We start from the raw sequence: 26853 nt of genomic DNA on the forward strand, positions 1-26853 counted from the left end.
TTTTGTTTAATTTATTTTCCTACTTTGGTTCAAATTCTAGAGGATAATGATTTTCTGGCGAAGCTGACCATTCCCACATCGAACCTGCATAGTTTTTTACATGATTAAATCCTAAATCAACAAGTACAGCCGTGAAGAAAGCTGAGCGGATGCCGCCTGTACAATAAGTAATAATGGGAGTATGATGCTGAATTCCTAATCTTTCCAACTTATCAATAATCTGGTCACGAGGCAGCAAGTTCCCCTTGGCATCTTTCAAATCTTGGAAGTAGAAATGCACCGCACCAGGGAGATGTCCTCCCCGATGTTCGCCGTAAGCGGGAGTTCCTGCATATTCCCTCGCTTCGCGGGTATCAATGACAATCAAATCTTGGGATATCTCTTTAGCGGAAAGATTGGCTTTGAGTTCATCGCGCTGAATTTCCCATAAGGAAGTTCGCTGTACAAGAAAATCACCAGGTTTGGGTTGAGTCACTCCCCAAACAATCGGGACACCTGCTTTAACAAGTGCTGAATGTCCCCCATCGACAAAGACTGCTTGTGAATGTCCTAGCGTGCGTAACATCCAAACAATGCGCCCTTCTTCACCAAAATTGTGCGCTGGATTGCCAAGGACAACGACAGGTTGATTGTTACAAATGCCGACAGCGCAAAGTTTTTCTTGCAAAATTTCTGTATTCTCAATCAACTTTCCCTTATTCGGAGATTGTTGTTGCGAGAATTGCTGCCAAGTGACATGAACAGCACCAGAAATATGCCCAAGCAACCAGGAAATTGAATTGCGAACATCCAGAAGTGTCGCATCCAGCTTAATCAATTCCTTCGCTTCTTCTGCACTGACTACCCATCGATGGGCAAGAGAATCCTGATTCATAACTTTAACGCTACCCTGAAAACTCCTTTGCGTACCTTTGCGCTAACCTTTGCGTACCTTTGCGTTAACAATAAATCCTACAATTACCTAAAAGCCAAAATATGCTTAGCGGTAATCTCTGACTGTTCAAATTGAGGAACGTGCCCGCAATTCTCGATCCAAATGAGTTGAGAATGAGCGATCGCTCTCTTAAACCTCTCGGCATCGTCCGTACCCAACATATCATCCGCCTCTCCCCACAGAATCAGCGTCCGCTTATCGATTTGAGGAATTCTATCTGCCAAATTCCAGTAACCGCCACTTTTCATAAACGCGATGATTGCTTCGTGCCAACCGGGCATTTCCATGTGCAGCGCCGCACACCGAATCGCCTCAATAGCAGTCGGTTCCAAGTTGCCAAAAGTGCTGCCCCATAACAGCGCTTGGAGTTTGCGCTGACGCCAATATTCGACTGCCAGAAAATCTAAGGGAGGAAAGAGATAGGAGGCAAGCGGGAAGCTACCGCTGAAACCTACACTGTCAATTAACACCAGCTTTTTGACAGCGTGCGGGTAAGTGAGGGTGAAGTCAATTGCCGCTGCACCTCCCATCGAAGCGCCTACCAACATGACTGGCACTTGGATGTAAGTTTTCCAGAAGTAATACAGGTGCGTCTTGATAGCGTCGGGGTTATACAAAATTCCCTGCACTCGATCTGTAAAGCCAAATCCCAACAAATCTACCGTCCAAGTTTCATTTTGGGCGGCGAGTAGTGGTAGCAAGCAGCGAAACTCCAGCACCGAACTATCAAAACCGGGTAGTAATAGAATTGGGGTGCCACCGTTCCCCTGATGGACGTAAGCTGTAGCTATCGGTTGTGGCGAGAGAGGAGTTTTAATCGCCTGACGTTCAATTTTTTGAGCAAGGGCGATGGATGCGGACTCGCGCAACTGCTGAACTTGGGAGGGTAAAAAATCGGCAAACATCAGCGTTAGTGTTTCTCCACACTTTGTAGTATGCGAACTCAGTAACTTATTCAGTACACTGCAAAGTAAATAAGTTATTTTCTTCTCTCTTAAAAAAGAAAAGCTTAACCCCTCTCCCTGCAAGAGAAGCGGCAGCAAAACAGGGGAGAAGCGAACCGAACAGTATTGCCTACAATTCCACTTAACCACTCCCCATGACAGACTCTCTGCCTTTGCGCGATCGCTATCTACAATTAATCGACCAAATTGTACAAACCACCCTCAAAGGGCAGATTCGCTCGAAAGAGCAGGTGTATAAAATGCTCGTCAAGGATGTGACTCCGGGTACGGGCGAAATTTTCGAGCGAGTTTTGGAAGAAACCTTAAGCGCCACCCAGCAACAGGTGGACACTCAAAAGGATGAAATGAAGCTTGCCAAGGCGACTCGTACCTTGAGGGCAATGCAGACGATTCGGGGAGAATGGGAACGGGCGCAGGAAAAAAATCGGGCGACGGATGCGATCGCTACCGCTGTTCAACAAATTATCGCTTCCCCACCAGACGACAAGCTAGCGGCTTTATTACGGGTGATCGACCCTAATTTAGCGCAAGTTTTGAACTTACCGCAGTTGGCATCTGCACTGAAGCAACAAGCGCCAGAAATTACCCATCCCGAACAAGATCGAGATGTGCAGCAACTTGCTGAAGGTCTTACCCGTGGCTTGGAATCTTGGCAACGTCTGGAAGGGCACCTGGTAAGCTGGATCTACGACCAAAATCGCTCCTTAGGATTTGAAGGCACACCGGCGCAAAGTGGCCCTTGGGGAGTTTGGGAAAAACAAGTCAATAGCCCTTATCCTCAGGCATTATTCCACGCGCTTGCCCTCAACGAATCATTAACCGAATTGGTCGCAAAACAACCGCCTGACTTGATTTCCTTCGTTGAGTTAGCAGTAATTTTGCAATACTTGCAGCGGGGGTTGGTGAACTGGTTTGACAAACTGGTTTACGACTCCAAAGTGGGCGCAAGGCTGTCGATTTCCACTTTTCTGACTTTTGCCGTGATTTGGTCGCAGTTAGCGAATGGCTTGAATCAGGCGACAACTCTCAATTCTACTTCGCGCGATCGCTTAGTGAATGGCTGTTTTCAAATTACCCTACAAATCCTCAGAACCTTTTCCCAGCGCCAGTATTTCCCCCTCTACGGTGGCATTTTCGCCTCATTTTCCGGCGCATATCTCCGCACGACCCTTGACTATCTAGATGCACCGCTGCGACAAGTGGAAGGCACGCAAGAAAAAGCTCGGATTTTGACATTAATGGGTTATTCCCAGCGGGCGCAAGGTCGATATGCAGACGCGATCGCATTTCACGAGCAAGCCTTAGAAATCGCCAGAAATGCAGGCGATCGCCCTTGTGAAATTGCCAATTTTAATCACCTCAGCCGCACCTGCGTCGCGCAAAAGAACTATGCCGAAGCCATCAGCTATAGCCAACGGGCATTAATTCTCTCTCGTCAGACGGGAGATAGATTAGGAGAAGCCAACGCCCTCGCTAATCTCGGCTACAGTGAAGTTTTCCAAGCTCAACAATTAGAACAAATAGAACCCGAAATTTACGAGACAGCCATCAACTATTTGCAGCAAGGATTGCAGTTATCAGAACGAGTAGGGGATGGTCAAAGTAAAGCCCTTTGTTGCAGTAGTTTGGGAATTGCCTTGTTGATAGTAGAACAACCCCAAGAAGCGATTAAATACCTGGAATCTGGCTTACAAGCCGCCCAATTTTCCGGCGATTTATACCTGCAAGGGCGAAACTTAGCTTACTTATCTGAAGCTCACTACAGTCTGCAAAACATCGATAAAACAATCCTTACAGGTAGCCTGGGAATGTATCTCCTAGAGCAAATTGCTGCGGAAGAGTGGCGGAAAACCGCAGGCTTACTCACCATTTTGCAAGGACAAATGGGAGCAGAAGCGTTCCAGAAAAAATTGCAACAATCGCGCCCACAAATTATCGCCCTTATCGGTGTTGATGGCTACGATTATATTCCCCAAATTTTAGAAAGATATAAGGAATCGATGTAGTCAGCCCGCCAGGAGTTTAAACTCCTGGCTAATAACTAAAGTCCGTTTTAACGGACTGAATACATTGAAACTTAGTTGGAGGATGGGCATTGCTCATCTGATTTTATGCAATTTCCAAGCAAAATACTAGAATAAATCTGTCGTACAAATGAAAATACTGTAAAGATGTCATTTCAAGAGAAAAGCGATTTAATATCTGAACAGCCGGAGAAATTTATCTTCTCGGATAACAAAGGTCGAAAATATGAGTTGTGCCTAGAAATGGATGATGATAAGTGCATTTACGTGAGGTTAAAACATCGAGGGATAAAGGTGGGCGAAGCTAACTGTGTCCGGTACCCGCCGGATAAACTATTATTAGCAGACCTTAATATCTACGATGAAGTTATTCACATTCCCCAAAACTTTTGGGATGTTTTTCTAAAAATAGTCTTGAATCGAAGTAAGAAAAAAAACTACCGCAAAAGAGGATTAGGTTCTTATCTTCTACAGTTCGTAATTAAACACGCTTCCAAGAAGGGTATAAAACTTATTTTCGGAAAGGTCGTTAAGAGGGATAGTGATAATAACCCTAAGCTGCTTGAATGGTATAGAAAACACGGATTTGAAGTGGACTATACTACTGGTAACGACGATCCAGATACAGTAGCAAGAATATATATGAACCTTAGCTAAGGCAAGCAGACGAAAGTGCCTAAGTTTTATAGCCACCTGTCGCGCTCTCCTTCTCATCGGTAGCAATCGCCTCTAAAAAAAACACCTATGAACTTCTTCGATAAGCTACTTAAAGCAATCGAGCGCAATCAAAGCTTACTGTACGCAAGCCTCGACCCGGATATAGAGAATCTAGAAAAGCGCAATGGGGCTAGTGCCATTCTCCCTTCGGGCGATCGAAGTTTTCTGAGCGATCGCCTGCAATTTGCGATCGCCCAAACCGCCAATTTAGTCTGCGCTTACAAACTCACGCTTGGCTTTTATCAAGCACTGGGGGCAACAGGTTTAGAACTCCTTCAGCAAACCCTAGCTGCTATCCCCGCCGACATTCCAGTAATTTTAGACGCCAAACACGGCGACCTCAACACCAGCACCCTCTTTGCCCAAACCGTCTTTGAAGACTGGAAAGTGGATGCTGTCACCTTGAGTCCTTACCCAGGACTTGATTTAGCGGCTCCCTTTTTGGTCTATCCTGGCAAAGCCGTCTTTGTGGTCTGTACCACTGACAACCCATCAGCCGCCGTCTTGCAAGAATATCCAGGTACCGGGCTACCCTTTTACATCCATTTGATAAAAGAAGCGCAAACTTGGGGCACCCAAGAACAACTAGGGCTAGAAGTAGGCGCTGCAATTCCGGAAACGCTGACTCGCATCCGCAATATCGCACCAGAACGCCTCATATTCGTGCAGGGATGGTCAGAAAACCAAAACTTAAGTGAAATTCTAGCGGCTGGCTTAAACAGCTATGGAGAAGGGCTACTCCTGCCAGTCCCCCCAGATTTATTAACCACCGAACACCCCGCTGAGGCTGTCCAAGCCTTACGCGACACGATTAATGAAGAACGTCTCAGAATTGTGCAGGAAAGCCCCACCTGTGACTTGTGGCTTCCGGATGTCTGCTTCTTGCAACATTCTCCCAACCGAGATTTGATTTTGCAACTTTACGACCTGGGTTGCATTATGTTTGGCGATCGCGTGCAAGCCTCTGGAGAGATTTTCCCCTACTACATCGACCTGCGCGTCATCATTTCCCAACCGCAAATCTTCCATCAAATCTTGAGTGCTTACGCCGAGATTCTCAAACATTTGCATTTTGACCGAATAGCCGGAATCCCTTACGGTTCCTTACCCACGGCTACAGGGTTAGCGCTGCGCCTAGACCGCCCGATGATTTTCCCGCGCAAGGAAGTAAAATCTCACGGCACCCAACGAGTCATTGAGGGTCATTTCCAGCCGGGAGAAACCATTGTCGTTGTCGATGATATTCTTATCAGCGGCAATAGCGCTATGAAGGGAGCAACGAAACTCAAAGATGCTGGATTAAATGTCGAAGATATCGTGGTGTTGATCGACCATGAAAAAGGAGTCAAAGATCGGCTTCAGGAAAACGGCTATCGGGGTCATTCTGTCCTGAGAATGGGGGAAGTTGCGGAAACGCTGTACGAATCGGGGCGGATCAATTCCGAGCAATTCCAAGTTTTGAGCCATTAGCCTCACCTATTGAAGGTCATCCTACAAATGCGTCTACGCATCGTTTGACAGTCTCAAGTACTGATGAAGAAAGGCTCTCCAATTCATAGCCGCCTTCTAAACCAAATAATATTTTGGGTGTAATCTCTAAACAATAATCAGTGATGATGCTGTAATCTTGGGGCTGTAAATTGATTTTAGAAAGTAAGTCTGTTTGATTCGCATCATACCCAGCACTGATGATTAAGATATCCGGACAAAAATCTTTAAAAAAGGGAATGACTCTCTCCTCGAATAACTTACAGTAATCCTGTATATTACTGCCTGGAGCAATCGGAAGATTCAACACATTGTTATACTTACCCCGTTCCTCAGGCGTTCCAGTACGGGGATAGCCAGGTGATTGATGAATGGAACAGAAAGCCATGTTGGAAATATTTTCTACGGCTGTTTGGGTTCCATTCCCGTGATGTACATCCCAATCAAGAATTCCAACTCGCTGAATTCCGATGGATTGAGCGTAAATGGCAGCGATCGCTGCATTGCAGAAAATACAAAAACCCATTCCTTCATTTTTGAGGGCATGATGTCCAGGTGGTCTTGCCAGAACAAAAGCTGGTCGTTTTAACTGCGAAACCACATCAATACCATCTAACCAAGCACTGACTGCAAGGCAAGCAACCTCAAAGCTTTGCGGCGAGATTTGAGTTGATTCAAAACACCCCCAACCCCGCTCAGAATAAGTACGAACTTCCTGAATATAATCAGAGGAATGAATTTGTTCGATCGCTGCGATCGCATTTCTTGAGTTAGAAGGACTCAGCCATCGGATTTTATCGGCTATAGTTGAACTTCGCAATTTATCAACAATAGCAGTGAGTCGCTCTGGCTGTTCAGGATGCATATATCCTGTTTCATGCTGAAGAAATTTATCTGAATAGAAGATGGTAATCATTCAGTTGTTTCCACAATTTTGAAATTACCGATAGACCCTTCAGGTTGGGGTTGAACGACCGCCTACATACCAAATCTATGAGAGGCTAGCTGATTGGCAATCCCACTAGTTGTTATACACGGTGTTGAGGCTTAGTCAAGCTCACCGTCTCCCAAGCTTTCTCTTTTGACTTGTACTTCACCTTTCTTCCGGTATGCACATCGAATAACTTGCCAGAAGAATTAGTCCCTTCTCAAATTTTGAAAGCTTTTAAATTAGGACTAACGCAGAGATCCCACTAACTCCCCGATAAATTGGGGGTGAGTGAGGATATAGGTTTCAAGCTTTCAGTATGTAAGTCCTGTAAATAATTTTCTCATCCGTAATCCTACTGAAATCCAATCGAATGAGGTGCGCGTATTAACTGTAAGTTACTGATTTATGAATGAGGAGACACCAACATGGAGAGGGAAAATACCTTCGCCAAAAGATTCTTGCGCCCCAGCAAAACATTCTCACGGCGTGGGATTATGGTGGCGGGGACTGTAACTGGCGTAGCGAGTGCCTTAGGGTTGACCGCGATCGCTGACCGTGCCAGTGCTGCCTCTAGAGACGATAAAAGAAATGATGCTGCCATCCTCAACAAAGCGCTATTTTTCGAGCATCAAGCCATCTGGGCGTATGGTTTTGCGGCAACAAAGCTGAGTGACACCGATGTAGGCAAAGCTGTTTTGGCGTTGGCACTCCGCAACCAAGCCGATCACAAAACGCATCGGGATACTCTGGCATCGGTGGTGAAAAGTTTGGGTGCCACCCCGGTGACGGCAAAATCTAGCTACGATCTCTCGTCCTACATCAAGGCAGGAGAAGGCAACATCGACTCAGATGTGAATATTGCCAAGTTAGCACTCGCTCTGGAGACTGACGCAGCGATCGCTTATACCAGGGAAATTGCAAAGCTAAAAACCCCAGCTTTGATTACCGCAGGCGCAAGCATTGGTTCCGATGAATCTGCCCACGCGACAGCAATTCGTGCTGCTTTCAAGTCACTGGGCGTTGATATCGAAATCGTTCCCGCATCCTTCGTTAGTGCAGATACTCGCAAAGACTGGGTGCTGAAAGTCTAATTCAACCGTAGCCTCATGAAGCCTGTAGGCTTCATCTGTTAGCCTGAGTGCGATTCCACAATCCGCACTCAGGCTGTATAGGAAGCGATTCGATATTCAACTTAAGAAATTCCCAGAGTAATATAAACCCTTAAAAAAATCTCTTTAATTTTAATTTTCTAGTAAAAATCATCAAAAACGTCTTGTAATTGATAAAATTTCAAAGCAAGCAGATTCCGAAGCGTCAATTGCGAAAAAAAATTTACCAACGAGCAAATGACTTGGGTGGTGAAGAGAATTGGAACACTTTGAGGTTAGCGAAACCGTCTCCCTCCCCATAGAAACCGTCTGGGAAGCTCACGAGGATGTACATCTGCTAGAACGCATCTCTCCACCGTTTCCAGTCGTCAGGGTATTGGATTCAAACATTATTTGTGGTTTAGGGACGCGCTTTACAATCCGGGTAGAACTTTTCGAGCAGATAGGAATCGACTGGCAAGTGCAAATTACTCGCTGGGAACCTCCGAGAAGATTTATTGATAAACAATTGCGCGGCCCATTCCAATTCTGGGAACATATCCATCAGTTCATTCCCATTTCTGACACAGAGACACGCCTAGTTGATGTCATTAATTTTGAACTGAACCCGTTTCTGGACAGTACCGCGATCCGCTGGGGTTTAGAGACAATGTTTCAGATGCGGATGAACAACCTCAAACAAACGTTGTTAAATGAAAATTTTCGGAGAAATTTGAAGAATTCTGATGAAAGATAAACTCCTCAATTGGCTCAATCTGATTTTAGTCGCAGATGTGTTCCTAGTTTTGCTCAGTTTTGGGTGGCTAGCGATCGCTGTTGTCGGTCACTCGGTCGGCATTCCCCTCGGTCTCGATTTGTGGTACAAACTCTGGCAACCCTTGTTTACCCCAGCGCTTGGAGTTCTCATGGGAGGGGCAATTTTGAGTGGGATAATTAGCCAAATCTCCAAGCGCCTGAACTCTAAAACCGAGTCTTTAGACTTATAAGGACTGGAAACACAAACTTATTGAATTGGGTGGTTTAAAACACGCCGGATTAACCACAAAGGCACTAAGGAAACACAAAGTTACTTCCCTGTTATTTCCCTTAGTGTCTTTATGGTTCAAAAAAGTGCTTTCCACGGATACCTAGACGATGACAAGTTAGACGGTGACGACGACTCCCCCACTTTCATTTGCCATCTTATCTACCGCGCACACAGCATAAGTTCCCGGCTCAACTGTGGCAAACGTGGCCTCTCTTGAAAGGATTCTTTGCAGCGTCCAAGTTGTACCAGTTTGCTTATAAAGCGTCCAAGAACGAATATCGGGAGTGCTAGCAAGATTCCATGTCAGCTTGCCATTTCTCAACCCCAGTGCTGTTGGGGGCGGGGGTGGTGTCGTATCTCGCCAGGGCATCGGGGGTGCTAGTGCGGGTTTAGTATAAGTCGAGGTTTTGAATTTTTCATAGATGCCCTGACGATTTTCAACGAAGGCTTCCATACTGAAGAAGATATTCCCTAAAGACAAATTCCCGCTCAAGTTGCGAGTAATGTCAACTTGCTTTTCTATCTCCGTAAGAGTCCAAGCCTTGCCATCCAACTGCCCCAGATTATTACCGGCGTAAATATGTCGATCTTTGGGGTTATTCTCCGTCCACCACTTCAGCAACACGGGGTAACTTTGTGCAGTTTGGTCGATGCGCCAGTAGAGTTGCGGGGCGAGATAATCAACCCAGCCTTGCTCTAGCCATTTTTTGGAATCGGCATAAAGTACGCTGTAGGCATCTAGTCCCCGAATTTGAGATGGTTGTCCGGGACGATAAATGCCAAAAGGACTAATGCCAAACTTGACGTGTGGCTTGGTTGCCTGAATTCCCCGCGATAGGCGCTGAACCATTTGATTTACATTGTCCCGCCGCCACTCACCTAAAGAAAGTTTCCCGCCAGCCGCCGTATAAGCGGCGTAGGTTTTATTGTCGGGAAAAGATTTGCCTTCGATGGGATAGGGATAGAAATAGTCATCCAAATGAATGCCATCTACGTCATAGCGACGCACCACATCGAGAATGACATTGTATGCCCTGTCCTGAACCACTTTCAATCCGGGGTCCATCCACATCTGATTACCCCATACATAAACTGCTTCGGGGTTAGTGACGGCGATGTGAGGACGGGCTGGCGGGGAATTGTTGATAGAGACTCTGGCGCGGTAAGGGTTGAACCAAGCATGAAGTTCAATATTGCGCTTGTGGCATTGAGCGATCGCATACTCCAGCGGATCGTAAAATGGCTCTGGTGCTTTTCCCTGGCTTCCAGTCAGCCAATAACTCCAAGGTTCTAATTGCGAAGCATAAAAAGCATCCCCTTCCGGTCGTACCTGCAAGACCAGCGCATTCATTTTCATCGCTTGCATCCGGTCAAGGATACCGATAAGTTCGGCTTGCTGTTGTGCAGCCGTTAGTCCCGGTTTGGAAGGCCAATCACTGTTCCACACCGTTGTCACCCACGCACCCCGAAACTCCCGTTGATGGCTGACTTTGACGGTTGGAATCTGACTAGGTGGAATGGTTTTTGGAGGCACTACGAGGTAGGGAGATTCAATCCGAGAAGCTTCGTCGAGATACACTAAAGCTTGATAAATAAAAGCCGCAACATCGCCACGAGTCGCTGCCAGATTGGGATTGAATAATTTTACATTCGGGTAGTTCGCTACCAGCCCTGCTTTCGTCGCGACTGCGATGTCGTCGGTGGCATAGCTAGGAATTCCAGCGACATCTTGATATATCTGTGGAAGTGCCGTTTTTAAATCAGATTTTACGTTTGCAGCAATTTGCAAGCCGCTGACTAGAGAAACCAAAACTTGCGTTCGGGTAATCCTCTCTGCTGGACGGAAGCTGTTATCGGGAAAACCACTAATAAATAGTGTTTCGTAAGCTTTTTTAATCGCACTCGCCGCCCAGAAAGTAGAAGGAACATCAATAAAGGGGACATACTGTCGTTTTACAGGTCTGGAAAATGCTGTGGCAATTAGGGCTGCAAATTCAGTGCGGGTGATGGATTGATTTGGGCGAAAAGTCCCATCTGGAAATCCGTTAATAATGCGACGCTGGGCTAAAGCTTGAATGAATAAGCGTGCCCAATGAGTTTGAATATCAGAAAACTGAGTAGGGGAATTTACCATAGTTGTTGGTAATTGGTAATTGGTAATTGGTAATTGGTAATTGGTCACTAGCAACAAACCAAGGATTCAGGACTACTGACGATTAACCATTACGCTTGATAAGTTGTTCTAATGCTTCAGAGAGCACCTGTCGTTGTTCGGAATCGTAACCGCGGCGTTCTAAAAATGCTTTGTAGCTACCTTCGCCAGTAACGGCACTTTCCAATAACTTTTGAGACACTTCGTAGACAGAAGGAAGTTCCACCTGTTCGATAATTCGAGTGGTACGCGATCGCACTCTTTGGGATGATTGCGCCATCTCTTCGTTACCATTGCGATGATGGGCAACTGCCATCACCGCAGACATGGCTACATTTTTGACTAATAATTCTGCAACGGTGTCTGGATTTGACTGCAATGCCCGTATAACAGCAGCAGAGGGATTATCTGCGATTGTCCCCTCTGATGTCAGGTAGGTGACGAAAAAGCCTCTTGCACCATTTTCAGTTTTCACTAATTCTGCAATGGCTGTTTCTATTTCTGCTTCGGATAATTCCCCCGCTTGCATCTGGGAAAGCAAAGATTGAGTCAGCGCGATCGCACTCTCAAAGCTTACTTTTTCTGGAACTGTAAACGCAGATCCACTCATAATTGTGCCTGAAAATCGTTCTCATGCGATGATAGCCAATTTAGAGTTGTACCAGGTTAAGCGATCGCATTCACAATTTACAGATTTGCCGAATATCTACATTTCCCCCGGTGATCATCACCCCAATTCGGGCACCCGGTTCTTTCACCACTTCCGACAGCAAAGCGGCGGCGGCTAAGGCACCCGTCGGTTCCACTACGATTTTCAGACGTTCCCACAAGAAAAACATCGTGGTGCGGATGGCTTCTTCCGATACCGTCACCATATCATCGACGTAGTGCAATACGAGTGGGAAGGTGATGTTTCCCAGGCAAGGAGTGCGTGCCCCATCAGCAATCGTGTCAGGATTGTTCGTAGTATGCAGCGTTTTACTGTGAAAAGAGCGTGTCGCATCGTCGGCGCGTTCTGGTTCTACCCCAATCACTCGGCAATTCGGTGAAAGGGTTTTGGCAGCGAGGGCGCATCCTGATAGTAAACCACCGCCTCCGCAGCAAACGAGAAGTAAATTGAGGGAACCGACTTCTTGAAAGAGTTCTAAAGCAGATGTACCTTGTCCGGCGATGACATGAGGATGATCGTAAGGGGGAATTAAAGTTAAACCGCGCCGATCTACCAGACTTTGCGCCAAAGCTTCCCGCGTGGTTTCCTGACGATTGTACAAAATCACCTCAGCACCATAACCACGAGTTGCCGCTTGCTTCACGCCTGGGGCATCATCCGGCATGATAATCGTGGTGTGGATGCCCAGCAATTGTCCGGAGAGTGCGATCGCTTGAGCATGATTCCCTGATGAATACGTCAGAACCCCGCGTGATGCTTGTTCTTCAGATAGCTGTGCCAGTGCATTGTAAGCACCCCGAAACTTAAACGAACCCGTGCGTTGAAAGTTTTCGCACTTCAAGAATACTTGAGCATTGGTGCGCTCGTTGACCGTTCTGGAGGTCAAAACCGGCGTGCAACGGGCAATTCCAGCCAACCGCACCGCCGCAGCTTCCACATCGGCGCTCGTAACAGGTAGGGCACTGAAATGAATCGCAGACGGGTTGTGTTCTGCCATAACAAAATCCTATCGCCTGTAAAGATGCTTCAGGATAGTCTTCATTGGATTCGCTAAACACTTTGCATCATCCAACATCCTTGCATCCCACCGATACCAATCCTAAATGGATTGTAAAACTCTCTCCCTTGTGTCTCTGGAGCGTTCTCTTTGATTCGTGAAGGCAAGATATCCAATTTCTCTCTCGAAATTGGATATCTTGCCTTCAACTCAAATAGAACTGTTATAGTAGCCTAAGTAGAATTGCTTATAGATGTTTATCTATAGATGCCATATAAAGCCTTGATGGTAATTTCTAAAATACACTTAAAAATCAAAAAACTTATTTGTTAAAAAATATTTTTACCTATAGACATTTATCTATCAGTACCATATAAATTCTTGATGACAACTGCTCTAGGCATAAAAACCTATGATAGCAAAGAGTTATATAAGTTTTTTTTAGATGATTTATCGCTTAATTCTTTAAATCAATTATTCCCTTTTGGTTACTTGAACCATTAAGATAAGCAGAACGCTTAAGAAATTATTAATTCGGCATTCGCCTTACTGCATAGGTTGGTTAGGGAAATTACGGGTTGGCTGAAAGCAACCCTAGCTTTGCTGCAAGTTTGGAGGGAATTCAGTGGTTCAGGCTCTCATCGATACTATTTGGTTAGTCCCTTGCTATGCCTTAATTGGTGCTATTTCCGGGCTATTATGGTCGCCCGGTGTCATCCGCCGCACAGGGCCGCGCCCCGCTGGTTACATTAACTTGCTGATGACCTTTTTGGCATTCGTTCATAGCTTAGTGACTCTGCAAGCGATTTGGAACCAGCCGTCTCAAGAAATAACGTTTACATGGCTGTCGGCAGCGGGTTTGGATTTAAATTTCCCCCTAGAAATCTCAGTAATTAACGTTGCAGCGATCGCTTTAGTAACCGGGTTAAACCTGCTAGCCCAGATATACGCGATCGGCTACATGGAGATGGACTGGGGCTGGGCACGCTTTTATGCCTTGCTGGGGCTTTTTGAGGCAGGGATGTGTGCTTTAGCTTTGTGCAACTCCTTGTTCTTTAGCTACGTAATCCTGGAAATCCTCACCTTGGGGACTTATTTGCTGGTAGGGCTTTGGTTTAGCCAGCCGCTAGTGGTGACGGGGGCGCGGGATGCTTTCTTAACCAAGCGGGTTGGGGATTTAATCATGCTGATGCCAGTCATTGCCTTGTATCCCCTGGCAGGAAGTTGGAATTTTAACGATCTAGCAGAATGGGCAAAAACCGCTGATTTAGACCCTACACTAGCCGCGCTATTAGGTTTAGGTTTAATTGCTGGCCCGATGGGTAAATGCGCTCAATTTCCGTTGCATTTATGGTTGGATGAGGCAATGGAAGGGCCGCTTCCCAGCACGATTTTGCGGAACTCGGTCGTCGTGGCAACAGGTGCCTGGGTGTTGATTAAGTTGCAACCTGTGTTAGCGCTTTCTCCGATAGTGTCGCTGGCGCTGATATCGATCGGTGGTGTGACGGCGGTTGGCGCTTCCTTGATTGCGATCGCCCAAATTGATATCAAACGCGCTTTATCCTATTCCGTCAGCGCCTACATGGGATTGGTATTTATCGCCGTAGGCACTCAGCAAGATGATGCAGCTTTGTTGTTGATCTTGACTCATGCGATCGCAATGGCGCTGTTGGTAATGAGTGTTGGTGGAATTATTTGGAACAACATCACCCAAGACTTAACCCAACTCGGCGGTTTATGGTCGCGCCGTCCCATATCCGGGTTAGCCTTTCTGGTTGGGACGCTGGGGTTAATCGCTTTTCCGCCTCTAGGCAGCTTCTGGGCATTGCTGAAATTAGCAGATGGTTTGTGGGCAACTCAACCTTGGCTAGTCGGGTTATTGCTGGTGGTCAATGGTTTGACAGCCTTCAGTTTAACGAGAGTGTTTGGGCTGATTTTTGGCGGAGAACCCAAGTCGATGACTGTGCGATCGCCAGAAGCATTTTGGCCTTTAACTTTCCCCATGATAGTTTTGGCCGCCTTCACCCTCCACCTCCCCTTAGTGTTACAAAGCTTGTCGCTACTGCCGAGTTGGGCAACTCTCAATAAAGATATGGCGCTGCTGTTGATTTGGTCTAGTATTTTTGGTTGCAGCCTTGGCGGGATAATTTATCTGAATAAAATGTGGAAAAAACCCGTCCAACTTCCTTGGAAACCCCTGCAAGATTTGTTGGCTTATGACTTTTACACCGCCAAAATTTACCGCGTGAGTATTGTTTTCAGCGTTGCTTTAGTTTCCCGCTTCATCTCTGCCTTTGACCGCTACTTAGTGGATGGCTTCGTTAATTTTGTCGGAGTTGCTTCCCTTTTCGGCGGACAAAGTTTGAAATACAGCACTTCCGGACAATCCCAAGCTTATGCGATGACGATAGTAATGGGAATAATTGTCTTAGGAATGCTATTATACTGGCGCTTCTTTCATGCCGCTTCACCACTCTTTGTAGCACTCGCTCAATAGGTCGAGAGTGGGCGATCGCTGCCCTACCAAACTAACTGAAAACCCGGTTGGTTTAGAACTTTTTGTCATTAGTCCTTTTTAAATTGCAAAGGATACATAACTAATGACAAAATACAAAGAGAGCAAGTCTTTAACCCTTAGGAAGGAAGCTACGAACCAATGAATTCAAAAAAGCAGAAAGGACAATTCTCCAGACGGAATTTGCTGAAATTTAGCGCAGGCGCAGTAGGAGCAGGGGTCGTAACTGCCGGACTCGGAACCAAGTTGGTTTTCCCCGACCAAGCCGTTGCAGAGAATGACATGACCCCCGATCAAGCGCTGCAAAGTTTAATGGAGGGGAATCAACGGTTTATTACCAGAAAAACTAAAAATATCAACCGAGATTTTCAACGTTTGACCGCCGTTGCGAAAACTCAGAAGCCATTTGCGGCGATTCTCAGTTGCGCGGATTCGCGGGTTCCTTCTGAGATTATCTTTGACCGGGGATTTGGAGATTTGTTTGTATGCCGCGTGGCAGGAAATATCGCAACTCCGGAGGAAACCGGGAGCCTAGAATTTGGGGGTTTAATATTAGGAACCAAGGTAATCATGGTCATGGGGCACAAAAGATGTGGGGCGGTAGATGCCACCATTAAAGGTGCCCAAGTGCCCGGTCAAATTGGTAGCTTAATTGAGGCAATAAAACCTGGTGTAGAAAATTCAAAAGGCAAACCCGGCGATCGGCTAGAGAATGCTAGCAAAGCGAATGTTTTGGTTCAAGTAGAAAAATTGAAAACCTCTCCTGTCATTTCTCAGTTAATTCAGGAAAATAAACTGAAAGTTGTAGGTGGTTATTACGATTTGGACACTGGCAAAGTCACCTTACTGAGTTAGGTAGAGCTATAGCAATCCTATTTAAGTGGTGAGATGTCTTCGATTAACGAAGCGCGATCGCGTGTTAACGGAGGGAAAAAAGAGAGAAGAATATCTCCTACATAAATTGGGATTGCTATATAGCCAAACCGCCGTTTCTATGATTCTCATTCAGCCGGTCAACAGAAATCAGCAATCAGGAATCAGCAAATAACAAACCATGCTCAGCACTTTTATTTGGCTACCCTTTTTAGGTGCCGCTCTCGTCGGATTCTTACCTAACTTATCTGCTAGTCAGCTCCGTTTACTTGCATTAGCGATTATCAGTGGAATTTTATTAGAGACAGGATTTCTTTTAACCCAATTCGACCTGAACAATGCCGGGATGCAATTCTCTGAATTTATGCCCTGGATTGAAAAATTGGGATTGAATTACAGCCTTGGTGTTGATGGTTTGTCTTTACCGCTGTTGGCTTTGAATAGCCTGCTGACATGGATTGTTATTTACAGCACCTCAAAGCAGATTACTCGTCCTCAGCTTTACTATTCTTTAGTGCTGCTGGTCAATGCTGGAATTGCGGGTGCCTTCCTGTCGCAGAATTTGATGCTGTTTGTGTTGTTCTACGAACTAGAACTGATTCCGCTGTACTTGTTAATTGCCATCTGGGGCGGAACTGAAAAGCGTGGCTACGCAGCGATGAAGTTTCTCATTTATACAGCGCTTTCTGGAATTTTAATTCTGGCGGCATTTTTGGGTATAACTTGGCTGGGTAACGCTCCTAATTTTGATTACAATGCCAACATTGCTCAAGGTTTACCGTTACAAGCGCAGCTAATCCTGCTAACAATGCTGGTAGTGGGTTTCGGAATCAAAATTCCCCTAGTTCCGTTGCATACTTGGTTGCCAGATGCTTATGTCGAGGCTTCACCACCCGTAGCCATTCTTTTAGGTGGCATCCTGGCAAAGTTAGGAACCTATGGTTTAGTACGGTTTGGTCTAGGAATGTTTCCCGAAACCTGGACAATTGTGGCACCAGGGTTAGCGATTATCGGAGCGTTTAGTGCCGCTTACGGGGCGCTGAGTGCGATCGCTCAAAAAGATATCAAGCGCATGGTCGCTTATAGCTCTATTGGTCACATGGGCTATGTTCTGTTAGCCGCCGCCGCCGCTACACCGCTTAGTTTACTCGGTGCCGTCATGCAAATGGTTAGTCACGGCATCATCTTAGCCATCCTTTTCCATTTGGTGGGTGTTATCGAAAGCAAAGTTGGCACCCGCGATTTAGATGTCTTGAATGGTTTGTTGAGTCCCCAACGCGGCTTACCGCTTACCACTGCTTTGCTAGTTCTAGGCGGAATGGCGAGTGCTGGTATCCCCGGTATGGTAGGCTTTATCGCTGAATTTTTAGTGCTGCAAGGTAGTTTCATCGTATTTCCAATTCCAACCCTAGTTTGTGTGGTTTGTAGCGGTTTAACGGCAGTTTATTTTGTGATCCTCATTAACCGCACCTGTTTTGGCAAACTGAACAATGCCGCAGCCTACTATCCCAAAGTTGAATGGGTTGAGCGTACCCCAGCTTTAGTTTTAGCAGCCTTAATCTTCTTCTTGGGAATCTTCCCCAATTGGCTGGTGCGTTGGAGTGAACCGACAACAGCTGCAATGGTTGCTACCATGCCCGCGACTACTACTCAGCAAGTTGCTATCCACTACCAGTCTTCAGTTCAGCAATAGAAAATTACTTTCATTCCTCTCGTTACGGCGCTCAGCCTGGAAACGAGAAACCTAAGCCCCCAGCTCCCTTAAGCGCTAGGGAAGGGGTTGGGGGACAGCTAAAAATACCGTCCTCACAACAAAATAACGACTCATTAAAAAACATTCAGCAATTCACCTAAAAGAACTAAAAATGGTACAAACTCCATCTAAGCCTTCAACAAAATTACCTCCTTCTAACCATGAATTTGCCGAAATTATTCACCGCTTAGAAGCTGGTGGTGCCATGCTGCCAGATACGCCGGAAAATCTCATGCAAATTATCGGTATTTATAAAGCGTATGCAGTACCGATGGATTTCTACTGGCGCGACCTGCTTTATATTGCCGAGCATGTCTTTTTAAATCCCTTTCCCTTCTTTAAATACTTCCTGCCCAAGGAGTATTTAGAGTTACATAATCATTACGCTGGAGATGATGCAGATTTGCGAATCTGGCGTGGAGAAGCCACTGCTCATCCCGAACTTCTAGAGTTTATGGAGAAGGGTGAAACTTCTAAAATGCCCAAGTTATTCCATCACTTAGGGCATGACCGCATCAATATGGAATTTGCTGAAGCTTGTATGCAAGCAATGCTTTGGCACGGCAGAGACATGGGTTGGGGTAAATTCGATGCCTATCTGGATAGCGATGAATATAAAGCGAATGCAGATAGGGCAATTAAAGCTTACTTCCAAGGCAATCCGGCGATGCTGGGATTGTATAAACTGTTCCCTGATATGTTCTTAGAACAGGTGCGCCAACTGTCTTACTACAGTAATTTAGGCTTGTTCTGGGAAGTGATGGCTCCAGTTTTCTTTGAGATGTCAGACCTCTACGATGAGGGCAAAATGACCACTGTGCCGGAAGCGATGAATTTTCTGGTAAATGGAATTTTTGCGATCGCGGGTCGTCCAATTTATCATCACGTTTACATTCGGGGTGAAAAGTATGAAATTATCCCCAAATCTTGCGGTTTCACATGGCTGTACGAAGCAGCATTACCGTATGTGGAAGCTGTGTTCTACCGCACCGCTCCATTCCGGGGTACAAAATCTTACAATGCTCAGGCAAAGCAAGTTCCGGAAAATCAGAAAGATTTCCACTATGGAATTCTCTATGCTGATGTATTTCCGGTGGGAACTGCTGGCATTCCGCCGACATTGTTAATGCAGGATATGCTGCATTTCCTCCCACCCTATCTCGTGGATTACTATCGCCAACACTGCCGCGGTGAAGATGATATGTTAATCCAATTAGGGATTACTTTCCAACGCTCGATGTACTGCGTTACTTCTGCTGTTATCCAAGCATTGCGGACGGCACTTCTGTATCCTTTAGATGACTCCAATCCGAAGCATTTACAAGCAAATCGCGAGTTTTTTGAAGCTCAGATGGATCGCTTTAAGCGTCCTGAAGCTCGTTTGCGGGATATTCAGCAGTCGGATTATCGATAGGAGATCCCCCCAACCCCCGCGCTAACGCGCCGCTTCGCTAGAAAAAAGGGGGGCTTTTAAAAGGAGCGCTCGCACTCTGATTCCTCCAACACACCTCAAATAGGGTTTTTAAAAAGGGAGCGAGCGCTCCCTTTTTTTATTTAACCCATTAAAATTACCGTGTCGATAACGTGAATCACGCCATTATCCGCTTCGATATCTGGTGCGAGAACTGTAGCATTTTTCACCTCAAAACCATCAGAACAATCAATTCTGATGGGTGAACCTTCAACTGAGGTGACAGAACTTACTTTCTCTAAATCGGCTTTCATTAACTTGCCAGAAACGACATGATAGGTGAGAATTCTGGCAAGCTGGGGAATATTTTGCACCAAGGTTTGAATCGTTCCGGGTGGAAGTTTGGCAAAGGCATCATCATTCGGTGCAAAGACAGTAAAAGGGCCAGGACTTTTCAGCGTGTCCACCAACCCTGCCGCTTGGACAGCAGTTACTAAAGTTTTGAAAGAACCCGCACCAACGGCAATATCAACAATGTCAGCCATCTGTTCTCACTTAATAGATTGTATGGAAAAGCTCTGATAACAGTGTAGGGTGAGCCTTGCCAATATTATTGGATTGGCTATTTGCGATCGCTTTAAATCTTTAATGTTCGTTAAAAGCAGTTGTAATCTCTTGATCGCAGAGATTTGTTCACGTAGACAGAACCACCTGATTGCGTCCGCGTCGTTTGGCTTCATAGAGAGCTTTATCTGCGGCTTCATTGAGTTGGGTCGCTTCATCTACGTTGGGAAAGACAGCGATGCCACAGCTAAAAGTAACCGAAAACTCAGCGCCGTCAGACTGCTGCCGAACTTGTGCAAAACCTTCGCGGATTCGGTTGAGAACTTGCACGGCTGTTGCACCATCTGTATTCGGGAGGATAGCCGCAAACTCTTCCCCGCCATAACGACCCGTGATATCAGTTTTTCGCAAACGCTGCTGCAACAGACGGGATAAACTTTTCAGTACGCGATCGCCTGTGAGATGACCATAAGTATCGTTCACTGACTTAAAATCATCAATATCAATCATGGCAAAGGCAAGGTTCGTCTTTTCCCGCCGACCTCGTTGCACCTCAATACTGAGTTGCTCTTTAATCGTCGTATGATTGAGCAGCCCAGTCAGACTATCGCGCACCATCACCGAACGTAAAAGACGCGATCGCTGCACTCGCGGCATCACCGACGCAATCAGATGATTTGGCTGAATCGGCTTGGTTAAAAAATCATCCCCGCCTAGCTGAATCGCCGCTAGCTGCTTATTCAGATCCGTCTCCATCGACAGAAACACAATCGGAATGCCCACATAAGCTGGTTGCTGACGGATCACCGCTGCCAGTTCCACTCCATCGCATCCCGGCATATACATATCCATCAAAATTAGATCCGGTCTGAACTCAATTAACGGCGGCATCACCTGCAACGGATCTGTCACCACCAGCGCCGTCATTCCCGCCTGTTCCAAAGTCCAACCATAGAAGGATGCCAAAGGCGCATCATCGTCAACAATTAAAATGCGATACGGCTCTGGTGCTTGCGGCACTGTCAGCAAATCCAGCGCGTCAATCAATTCTCCAATGTTAATTGGCTTGGGAAAATACGCCTTTCCACCCGCTCTCACCGCCTGTAAACGAGCCATGAGATCGTTTCTGGCAGAAATAAACAAAACTGGCAGCGGTTGCTCGCGGTGCTGCTGGATGGCAGTAATTGTTTTGGGGCCAGCGAGACTGTCTTGGGGGAAAACAACATCCACAATTGCAGCGGCGGGTGGTGTTTGCGCGATCGCCTCCTCCAGTTCAGCAATTTTGTCAAAAGTGCGAACCTGATAACCAAAACAACTGATTTGCAACGCCAAATCCTGCGATAGATGCGGATCGTCTTCCACCAAAAAAATCAGCCGATTCTCTGTCCAAGGCTCTTGAGACTGCAACGGGGGGAGGTTTAGATCCAGTACACAAGTGTCCTCCACTGCGATCGCCTGTTTCAATCCTCCTACCAGCACGCAGATTTGTGCTTGCTCTTCTGCGGTTGGCAACTTTCCACTATCCAAAATCGCCTTGAACACCAGTTCCAAAGTTCGTGCCGCATTCCCTAACCCCAGCAACCCAAACGTGGCACTAGAACCCGCCAAACGGTGCATCAGGTGGTGTAGCGTTTCCAAAGGTGAGGCAGCGGCTTCTAGTAGGGACTGAGGCGGATTTTGAGAAGACGAAAGGGGCTGAACCTTTGAGGTGCTGAGGGGTTGATGTTCTTGATTCTCTCCTGCTCCAGGCAGGGTTTCCCCGCCCCTACATCCTGACTCCCCAGCTACGGTCCCTCTTTCCTCAAGGCTTCCCAGCAGCTGATTCCAAATTGTTTCAATCTGCTCAATTCGACTCGGCAGTTGTTGCCTATAGGCAAGGCGTAAGGCATTGAGTTGTTCTTGCGGATCTTGAAGCGCATCAATCATGGTACTGAAACCACATACGATTGAGAGTTGCAGAAAGGGTCATGGGATCGAACGGCTTCGCAATCACATCCAATACACCAAGTTGCTTATAATAAGCTACTTCATGGGTTTGCACTTTGGCTGTCAAGAAAATTACCGGAGTGCTTAAAGTTTGCGGGAGTTCCCGCAGTGCCTTTAGGGTGGTCATCCCATCCATCCCAGGCATCATCACATCCAGCAAAATCAAATCTGGGGCAAATATCGGCGCTTTCTGAATCGCTTCGCTCCCAGAACTACAGACTTCTACCGTGAAACCGCCGACTACTTTCAAACCCAAGCAGGCAACGGTCTGAATGTCCGGATCATCTTCCACCAACAAGATACGAGTTAAAGATGGAGTTGTCATATTGCTTTTGATTGATTACTCATTAATTTAAACTGAGTGGGAAGAAAAAGCATATCTATAAAAAAAGAGAAGATTCTACAATTCATTTAGGATGGCGATAGTTTAGGGTTTATTGTTCTTACCTCTACGAATAACGAACTCATTCCCTATCTCCAGAAAGTAGTAAGACTAAATTATTAGTAAGATCGGAAAAGCGCTTTTTACTCCCCGTCTTACCCTTGCCATGTTGAGTTCCTTACCTCAAAATCCACGCCTCTCAACGCGGAGAACCAAGCAGGATGGGAATGGCTTCCCAGTTTACAATATGACATGGTTTAATTCGGTCATCCTACTAAATATTTTGATTCTTAGTTTATAAATAAAAATTTAATAACAACTATTTAAACTCAATTAAATTTAAGTTTCAATAAACGTTTAATTTATTGAAACTTAAAAAAACAGAATTAAGAAGCGGAATTACCGCGTCCAATTAGGGATTTAATCGTTTCCAGCAACTGCTGATTGGAGGTGCGGGACTTGACGAGTGCCGCAGCTACGTGATGTGCCGCCTCCATGCCAACGGTATTGGCGGAGAAAATGACTGCGGGGATGGAGGAAAAAATCTGATTGTTGAGATCCGCTAGCAATTCTAGACCAGAACCATCCGGTAAACTGAGGTCAAGAATCACTAAGTCAAAAGTTTTAGAAGACAGCTTGTGTCTTGCCTCATGAAGATTTTTAGCTGAATCAATTTCGGCGATATTCTGCAAAATTGTTGAGACCACCTGAGTTAAATCCGGATCGTCCTCAACATACAAAATATGAGGCTTACTGTCTGAGTTCGGCAGAACTGCTTGGCGGACAGATGCCATCAATCGCGCCTGATCGATTGGTTTATCCAGCCAGTCTATCACCGGCAATCCACCGCCACTGAGTTGTTCGCGCCCCTGTTGGGCTTTGGCAGAAACGACCACAATCGGGAGACTCTGAGTATTTTCATCTTCCCGCAGTTCGCGGATCAAAGAGATGCCATCTTGACCGGGTAGCGCCAAATCTACAGTCATCGCTGCATAGCAATTTTCTGACAAAAGCTGCTTGGCTTGGGCTGCATTGTAGGCGATATCTGCACTTAAACCTTCTTGTTTCAGCATCAGCGACAGCAGCGTGGCAATATCGGGATCGTCTTCACAGATAAGGATGGGGAGACTTTCCGGCGAGTGGGAAGTCATAATCTTTGAGATCCGTGCTTCGTGCCATTCTGGTAAATCGAAGTAGAAAGTCGTCCCGACATTCGTTTGAGTTTCAAAGCTAATGTTTCCTCCGAGTTTTTCTACGATCGCTTTGCAGATACTTAAACCTAAGCCAGTTCCTCCCTTTTGACGGGTATCTGAGGAATCTGCTTGAGCAAATTTCTGAAAAATCCGAGGGCGAAAGTCTTCGGGAATCCCACAACCGCAGTCGGTAACGGCAACTCGGATGGTATTTGGCGATTGAGTTGGACGGGAAACGGAGAGGGTGACGGTACCATTGGGGGGAGAGAATTTGGCGGCGTTGGAGAGTAGATTCGTTAGTACCTGCATCAGGCGATCGCGATCGACATTTACCTGAACACCGGACAACTCAGACTCCAGTACCAACTGCACCCCAAACTGTTCGCCATAGCCCCGGTTCGCCTCCAACGCCTGCTCTACGAGTGGCATTAGTTCCAGCGGCTGGAGATGAAAATCCATTTTGCCGGATTCAATCTTTTCAATATCTAAAATGTCGTTAATCAGGAGAATCAGACGCTCGGTATTTTTATAAGCAATATTCACGAGCGCCTTTGCCTCATTGGGAATTTCACCCGTCACACCTCCAGCAATTAAACTCAAGGAGCCTCGCACCGAAGTGAGCGGCGTCCTCAATTCATGGCTGACGATGGAGACAAATTCGTTTTTCAGTCGCTCCATCTCCTTGCGCTCGGTAATATCGCGCACGATTGCCAGCACTTCATCCGCTCCGTTGACAACAACGCGAGCTTCATAATCGCGCACAGAGCCTATCTCTCCGGTTGGGTAAGCGGGATTCAAGGGAGCGAGCAGTTGATATTCAAAAACTTGGATCTCGTTAGCAGACAGCGCTTTGGCTACATAATGCAGCATTTGCTGCGCTACCTCGGTTGGCAAAAGCTCCTGCACAGTTTGACCGATGACTTGAGCGGGAGCGATCGCCCGAACGTCATTTTTAGCGGCTCTGAAGTCTAGAAAGGTGCCATCTTCACGGATGCGAAACATCGAATCTGGGATCGCGTCGAGGAGGGCGCGAGTTTTGGCTTCACTTTGGCGCAGCACTTCGCTTTGGCGGAGGGTTTCCTCTACTTGGATGCGTTCGGTGATGTCGGTGGCGACGCCAATTGCGCCCATGACTTCGTTGTTGGCGTTTCGCAGGGGCGAATAGCGAACCTCGAAGGTCAATTTGCCCATTTTTACCAGGGATGTTAAGGCTTTGCCGGATAGCGCTTGCCGAACCTCTTCGAGAATCTGTGGGAAGCGGCGGTACACCTCAAAGATGGATTGACCAACCACCTTACCCGCTTCCAGTCCCAAAGTATCCAGACCGCTCCCTTCGGAAAAGGTAATGACACCCCGATCGTCTAAGGCAAATAGAACGATGGGCGCACTTTTCACCACAGTCCGCAGACGTTCCTCGCTATCGCGCAATGCAGTCTGAGCGGCTTGCGCTCGCGCTAGTTCCGCTTCTACTTGCTCGAACAAAGCGGCTTGTTGAATGGCGATCGCGATTTGCACGCTCAGTGCCTCTAGCAGTTCGACTTCCTCATATTGCCACTGCCGCGACGAGCGACAGTGATGGGCAATCAGCAACCCCCACAAGTGGTCTCCTTGCAAAATCGGCACGACTAGATTCGCTCGCACCTGAAATTGCTCTAACAATTCAATATGGCAGGGGTTGAGCTGAGCCGTGTAGATATCTTCAATGACACGGATACGACCTTGTTGATAAGCCGCAGCGTAGGTTTTGCCAAAGCACGGATCTTTGATATTGCTTCCCAGCACCGCCAACCACTGGGCACTCACGGACTCTACAACGACGGTGCCACTTCCATCCGGCTCAAAGCGGTACAAGATCGTTCGGTCTGTCTGAAGAAACTGCCGCACTTCCGCCACGGCAGTGTTGAGAACATCCTCCAGCTTCAAGGATTGGCGGATACGCTCTTGCATCGCTCCTAAGAGCTGCTCCCGTCGCAGAAGCTGCCGTAAAACGGCTTCAGCCTGCTTGCGGGCGGTAATGTCGGTGTGAATCCCAATCAATCCGACTACATTACCATTGTCATCGGTGATGGCATCAGCCCGAAGCAAAATCGATATAGTGCGATCGCTCTGGGTACGCATCTCGACTTCACCACTCCAGCAGGAGTTGCCTTGTTTGATGGTGCTGATGACTTCACGAGCGACATTCGGATCGCAGTAGCGGATAGCTGGCCCCCCAGCCGCATTTATTTCGTCTGTGGTGTATTCAAACAATTCCACAAACGCCGGATTGTGATACAGAGACTGCCCTTTGGCGTTCGTAATGATGATGGCATCGCTCGCATTTTCAACGGCTTTGCTAATCCGAATCAGATGTTCTTGGGCTTCCACTCGGTCGGTGATGTCAGTTTGGACACCCACAAAGTTTGTGAGTTTTCCTTGGGGATTCTTTACTGGCGCAACTCGCAGTTCGTTCCAGAAAAGCGTCCCATCTTTGCGGTAATTCCGCAAGGTGACATTGCACTCTTTTCCGTCCCGGATTGCCGTTCGCAATTGAGCGATCGCCGGTTGCTCTGTATCGATTCCTTGCAAGAAGCGGCAGTTGTGCCCTAAAACTTCGCTCTCGGAGTACCCGGTCATTTCCTGAAAACTGGGATTGATATAAATCAAGGGATTGTCTGGCAAGCTCGCGTCGCTAATCACGATGCCGTTATTGCTAGCAGCGATCGCCTTCTCCAACAGGTGTAGGTGTTCCTGTGATGGATGGCGCTCAGCGATCGCATCTCTCGACACGATCAATCCGCCGATTTCACCTGTGCCAGTGCGCCACGGCTGTACTTCCCACCTTACCCACTCCACAGTTCCATCAGTACGGGGTAAAGATTCTTCAACCTTCTCGATGCTTCCCTCTAAACAACGCTGATGAATTGCCTGCCAACGGTCTGCTACTCCACGCTCAATTTCATAGTAAGAGCGCCCGATAATATCCTCACCAAGATTTTGCTCCGTCAGCCATCGACGACTGAACAGCAGGTAACGCATCTCGCGGTCGAACATAGCAACGGCTGCTGGCGCTTGCTGGATAAACAGTTGAAGCAGCTCTTGGTTATCGGTGTAATTCATGCGTAGGGCTGGGGGTGAGCGTGAAGTGAAAGTCATGCAGCTAGAGACTTCTATTTCAAGGGT

At 46.8% G+C, this 26853-nt stretch carries 20 protein-coding genes; 10 read left to right on the forward strand and 10 right to left on the reverse strand.

The features are described from left to right. Window positions 1–19 precede the first annotated feature (19 nt). Together NDA03_RS15335 and NDA03_RS15340 are read right to left on the reverse strand one after the other, a co-directional pair. Window positions 20–874: a rhodanese-like domain-containing protein gene (locus tag NDA03_RS15335; protein WP_348238504.1), complete on the reverse strand. Its 855-nt coding sequence runs from the start codon at window positions 872–874 to the stop codon at window positions 20–22. A gap of 83 nt (window positions 875–957) precedes the next feature. Beyond that, window positions 958–1839, reverse strand: a complete 882-nt coding sequence (locus NDA03_RS15340; RefSeq protein WP_348238505.1) for an alpha/beta hydrolase — start codon at window positions 1837–1839, stop codon at window positions 958–960. A 194-nt stretch (window positions 1840–2033) separates the two neighbouring features. On the opposite strand from NDA03_RS15340, the gene NDA03_RS15345 reads away from it, so the two are divergent. From NDA03_RS15345 to NDA03_RS15355, 3 genes are all read left to right on the forward strand, one after another. Beyond that, entirely contained in the window at window positions 2034–3905 is a 1872-nt protein-coding gene (locus NDA03_RS15345; RefSeq protein ID WP_348238506.1) for a tetratricopeptide repeat protein, read from the forward strand. Window positions 3906–4070: 165 nt separating this feature from the next. After that, complete coding sequence (locus NDA03_RS15350; RefSeq protein ID WP_190820969.1) at window positions 4071–4580, forward strand: GNAT family N-acetyltransferase; 510 nt, start codon at window positions 4071–4073, stop codon at window positions 4578–4580. A gap of 87 nt (window positions 4581–4667) precedes the next feature. Beyond that, entirely contained in the window at window positions 4668–6110 is a 1443-nt protein-coding gene (locus NDA03_RS15355) for a bifunctional orotidine-5'-phosphate decarboxylase/orotate phosphoribosyltransferase (protein ID WP_348238507.1), read from the forward strand. 16 nt (window positions 6111–6126) lie between these two features. Here the strand turns inward: NDA03_RS15355 and NDA03_RS15360 are convergent, their stop codons facing one another. Beyond that, window positions 6127–7044 (reverse strand): histone deacetylase, encoded by a 918-nt coding sequence (locus tag NDA03_RS15360; protein ID WP_348238508.1) that lies wholly within the window; start codon window positions 7042–7044, stop codon window positions 6127–6129. Between the two features lie 440 nt (window positions 7045–7484). On the opposite strand from NDA03_RS15360, the gene NDA03_RS15365 reads away from it, so the two are divergent. The 3 genes from NDA03_RS15365 to NDA03_RS15375 all read left to right on the forward strand — a co-directional run bounded on the left by NDA03_RS15365 (window position 7485) and on the right by NDA03_RS15375 (window position 9154). Next, the gene (locus NDA03_RS15365; protein WP_190688723.1) at window positions 7485–8150 is read left to right on the forward strand and encodes a ferritin-like domain-containing protein; all 666 of its coding nucleotides are present in this window, start codon (window positions 7485–7487) and stop codon (window positions 8148–8150) included. A gap of 277 nt (window positions 8151–8427) precedes the next feature. Further along, window positions 8428–8904 carry an SRPBCC family protein gene (locus NDA03_RS15370; RefSeq protein ID WP_190411537.1) on the forward strand — a complete coding sequence of 159 codons (477 nt, stop codon included), beginning with the start codon at window positions 8428–8430 and terminating at the stop codon, window positions 8902–8904. After that, complete coding sequence (locus NDA03_RS15375; protein ID WP_190411538.1) at window positions 8894–9154, forward strand: hypothetical protein; 261 nt, start codon at window positions 8894–8896, stop codon at window positions 9152–9154. Before NDA03_RS15370 ends, NDA03_RS15375 begins: the two co-directional genes overlap by 11 nt. A gap of 156 nt (window positions 9155–9310) precedes the next feature. Here NDA03_RS15375 and NDA03_RS15380 read toward each other — a convergent pair whose 3' ends face one another. From NDA03_RS15380 to NDA03_RS15390, 3 genes are all read right to left on the reverse strand, one after another. After that, window positions 9311–11329: a family 10 glycosylhydrolase gene (locus NDA03_RS15380; protein WP_190523808.1), complete on the reverse strand. Its 2019-nt coding sequence runs from the start codon at window positions 11327–11329 to the stop codon at window positions 9311–9313. Window positions 11330–11411: 82 nt separating this feature from the next. Further along, complete coding sequence (locus NDA03_RS15385) at window positions 11412–11957, reverse strand: hypothetical protein (protein ID WP_190523803.1); 546 nt, start codon at window positions 11955–11957, stop codon at window positions 11412–11414. Between the two features lie 70 nt (window positions 11958–12027). Then, a complete protein-coding gene (locus NDA03_RS15390) occupies window positions 12028–13014 on the reverse strand; it encodes a threo-3-hydroxy-L-aspartate ammonia-lyase (RefSeq protein ID WP_190523800.1) in 987 nt (328 codons plus the stop codon). A 625-nt stretch (window positions 13015–13639) separates the two neighbouring features. Here NDA03_RS15390 and NDA03_RS15395 point away from each other — a divergent pair. The 4 genes from NDA03_RS15395 (at window position 13640) to NDA03_RS15410 (ending at window position 19569) form a co-directional block, all read left to right on the forward strand. After that, window positions 13640–15511 (forward strand): NAD(P)H-quinone oxidoreductase subunit F, encoded by a 1872-nt coding sequence (locus tag NDA03_RS15395; protein WP_348238509.1) that lies wholly within the window; start codon window positions 13640–13642, stop codon window positions 15509–15511. A gap of 159 nt (window positions 15512–15670) precedes the next feature. Beyond that, window positions 15671–16384 carry a carbonic anhydrase gene (locus NDA03_RS15400; protein ID WP_190426520.1) on the forward strand — a complete coding sequence of 238 codons (714 nt, stop codon included), beginning with the start codon at window positions 15671–15673 and terminating at the stop codon, window positions 16382–16384. Window positions 16385–16583: 199 nt separating this feature from the next. Continuing rightward, complete coding sequence (locus NDA03_RS15405) at window positions 16584–18095, forward strand: NADH-quinone oxidoreductase subunit M (RefSeq protein WP_190523790.1); 1512 nt, start codon at window positions 16584–16586, stop codon at window positions 18093–18095. 172 nt (window positions 18096–18267) lie between these two features. Further along, entirely contained in the window at window positions 18268–19569 is a 1302-nt protein-coding gene (locus tag NDA03_RS15410) for a CO2 hydration protein (protein WP_348238510.1), read from the forward strand. Window positions 19570–19709: 140 nt separating this feature from the next. Here the strand turns inward: NDA03_RS15410 and NDA03_RS15415 are convergent, their stop codons facing one another. From NDA03_RS15415 to NDA03_RS15430, 4 genes are all read right to left on the reverse strand, one after another. Next, window positions 19710–20111, reverse strand: a complete 402-nt coding sequence (locus NDA03_RS15415; protein ID WP_348238511.1) for a fasciclin domain-containing protein — start codon at window positions 20109–20111, stop codon at window positions 19710–19712. 148 nt (window positions 20112–20259) lie between these two features. Next, on the reverse strand, window positions 20260–22056 hold the full coding sequence (locus NDA03_RS15420) for a diguanylate cyclase (protein WP_190411547.1): 1797 nt from the start codon (window positions 22054–22056) through the stop codon (window positions 20260–20262). Then, a complete protein-coding gene (locus NDA03_RS15425; RefSeq protein ID WP_190427114.1) occupies window positions 22049–22441 on the reverse strand; it encodes a response regulator in 393 nt (130 codons plus the stop codon). Before NDA03_RS15425 ends, NDA03_RS15420 begins: the two co-directional genes overlap by 8 nt. Window positions 22442–22884: 443 nt before the next feature. Continuing rightward, entirely contained in the window at window positions 22885–26826 is a 3942-nt protein-coding gene (locus NDA03_RS15430; protein WP_348238512.1) for a PAS domain S-box protein, read from the reverse strand. Window positions 26827–26853 lie beyond the last annotated feature (27 nt).

The organism is Trichocoleus sp. Lan (assembly GCF_039961855.1).
Classification (GTDB): domain Bacteria; phylum Cyanobacteriota; class Cyanobacteriia; order Cyanobacteriales; family FACHB-T130; genus FACHB-T130.

Excerpts from the sequence above, each read along its gene's own strand:
- NDA03_RS15345 (WP_348238506.1), top strand. The coding sequence starts at position 2,034 with ATGACAGACTCTCTGCCTTTGCGCGATCGCTATCTACAATTAATCGAC.
- NDA03_RS15375 (WP_190411538.1), top strand. The coding sequence starts at position 8,894 with ATGAAAGATAAACTCCTCAATTGGCTCAATCTGATTTTAGTCGCAGAT.
- NDA03_RS15420 (WP_190411547.1), bottom strand. The coding sequence starts at position 22,056 with ATGATTGATGCGCTTCAAGATCCGCAAGAACAACTCAATGCCTTACGC.
- NDA03_RS15335 (WP_348238504.1), bottom strand. The coding sequence starts at position 874 with ATGAATCAGGATTCTCTTGCCCATCGATGGGTAGTCAGTGCAGAAGAA.
- NDA03_RS15405 (WP_190523790.1), top strand. The coding sequence starts at position 16,584 with ATGCTCAGCACTTTTATTTGGCTACCCTTTTTAGGTGCCGCTCTCGTC.
- NDA03_RS15365 (WP_190688723.1), top strand. The coding sequence starts at position 7,485 with ATGGAGAGGGAAAATACCTTCGCCAAAAGATTCTTGCGCCCCAGCAAA.
- NDA03_RS15425 (WP_190427114.1), bottom strand. The coding sequence starts at position 22,441 with ATGACAACTCCATCTTTAACTCGTATCTTGTTGGTGGAAGATGATCCG.
- NDA03_RS15380 (WP_190523808.1), bottom strand. The coding sequence starts at position 11,329 with ATGGTAAATTCCCCTACTCAGTTTTCTGATATTCAAACTCATTGGGCA.
- NDA03_RS15360 (WP_348238508.1), bottom strand. The coding sequence starts at position 7,044 with ATGATTACCATCTTCTATTCAGATAAATTTCTTCAGCATGAAACAGGA.
- NDA03_RS15355 (WP_348238507.1), top strand. The coding sequence starts at position 4,668 with ATGAACTTCTTCGATAAGCTACTTAAAGCAATCGAGCGCAATCAAAGC.
- NDA03_RS15350 (WP_190820969.1), top strand. The coding sequence starts at position 4,071 with ATGTCATTTCAAGAGAAAAGCGATTTAATATCTGAACAGCCGGAGAAA.
- NDA03_RS15415 (WP_348238511.1), bottom strand. The coding sequence starts at position 20,111 with ATGGCTGACATTGTTGATATTGCCGTTGGTGCGGGTTCTTTCAAAACT.
- NDA03_RS15390 (WP_190523800.1), bottom strand. The coding sequence starts at position 13,014 with ATGGCAGAACACAACCCGTCTGCGATTCATTTCAGTGCCCTACCTGTT.
- NDA03_RS15400 (WP_190426520.1), top strand. The coding sequence starts at position 15,671 with ATGAATTCAAAAAAGCAGAAAGGACAATTCTCCAGACGGAATTTGCTG.
- NDA03_RS15430 (WP_348238512.1), bottom strand. The coding sequence starts at position 26,826 with ATGACTTTCACTTCACGCTCACCCCCAGCCCTACGCATGAATTACACC.
- NDA03_RS15410 (WP_348238510.1), top strand. The coding sequence starts at position 18,268 with ATGGTACAAACTCCATCTAAGCCTTCAACAAAATTACCTCCTTCTAAC.
- NDA03_RS15340 (WP_348238505.1), bottom strand. The coding sequence starts at position 1,839 with ATGTTTGCCGATTTTTTACCCTCCCAAGTTCAGCAGTTGCGCGAGTCC.
- NDA03_RS15385 (WP_190523803.1), bottom strand. The coding sequence starts at position 11,957 with ATGAGTGGATCTGCGTTTACAGTTCCAGAAAAAGTAAGCTTTGAGAGT.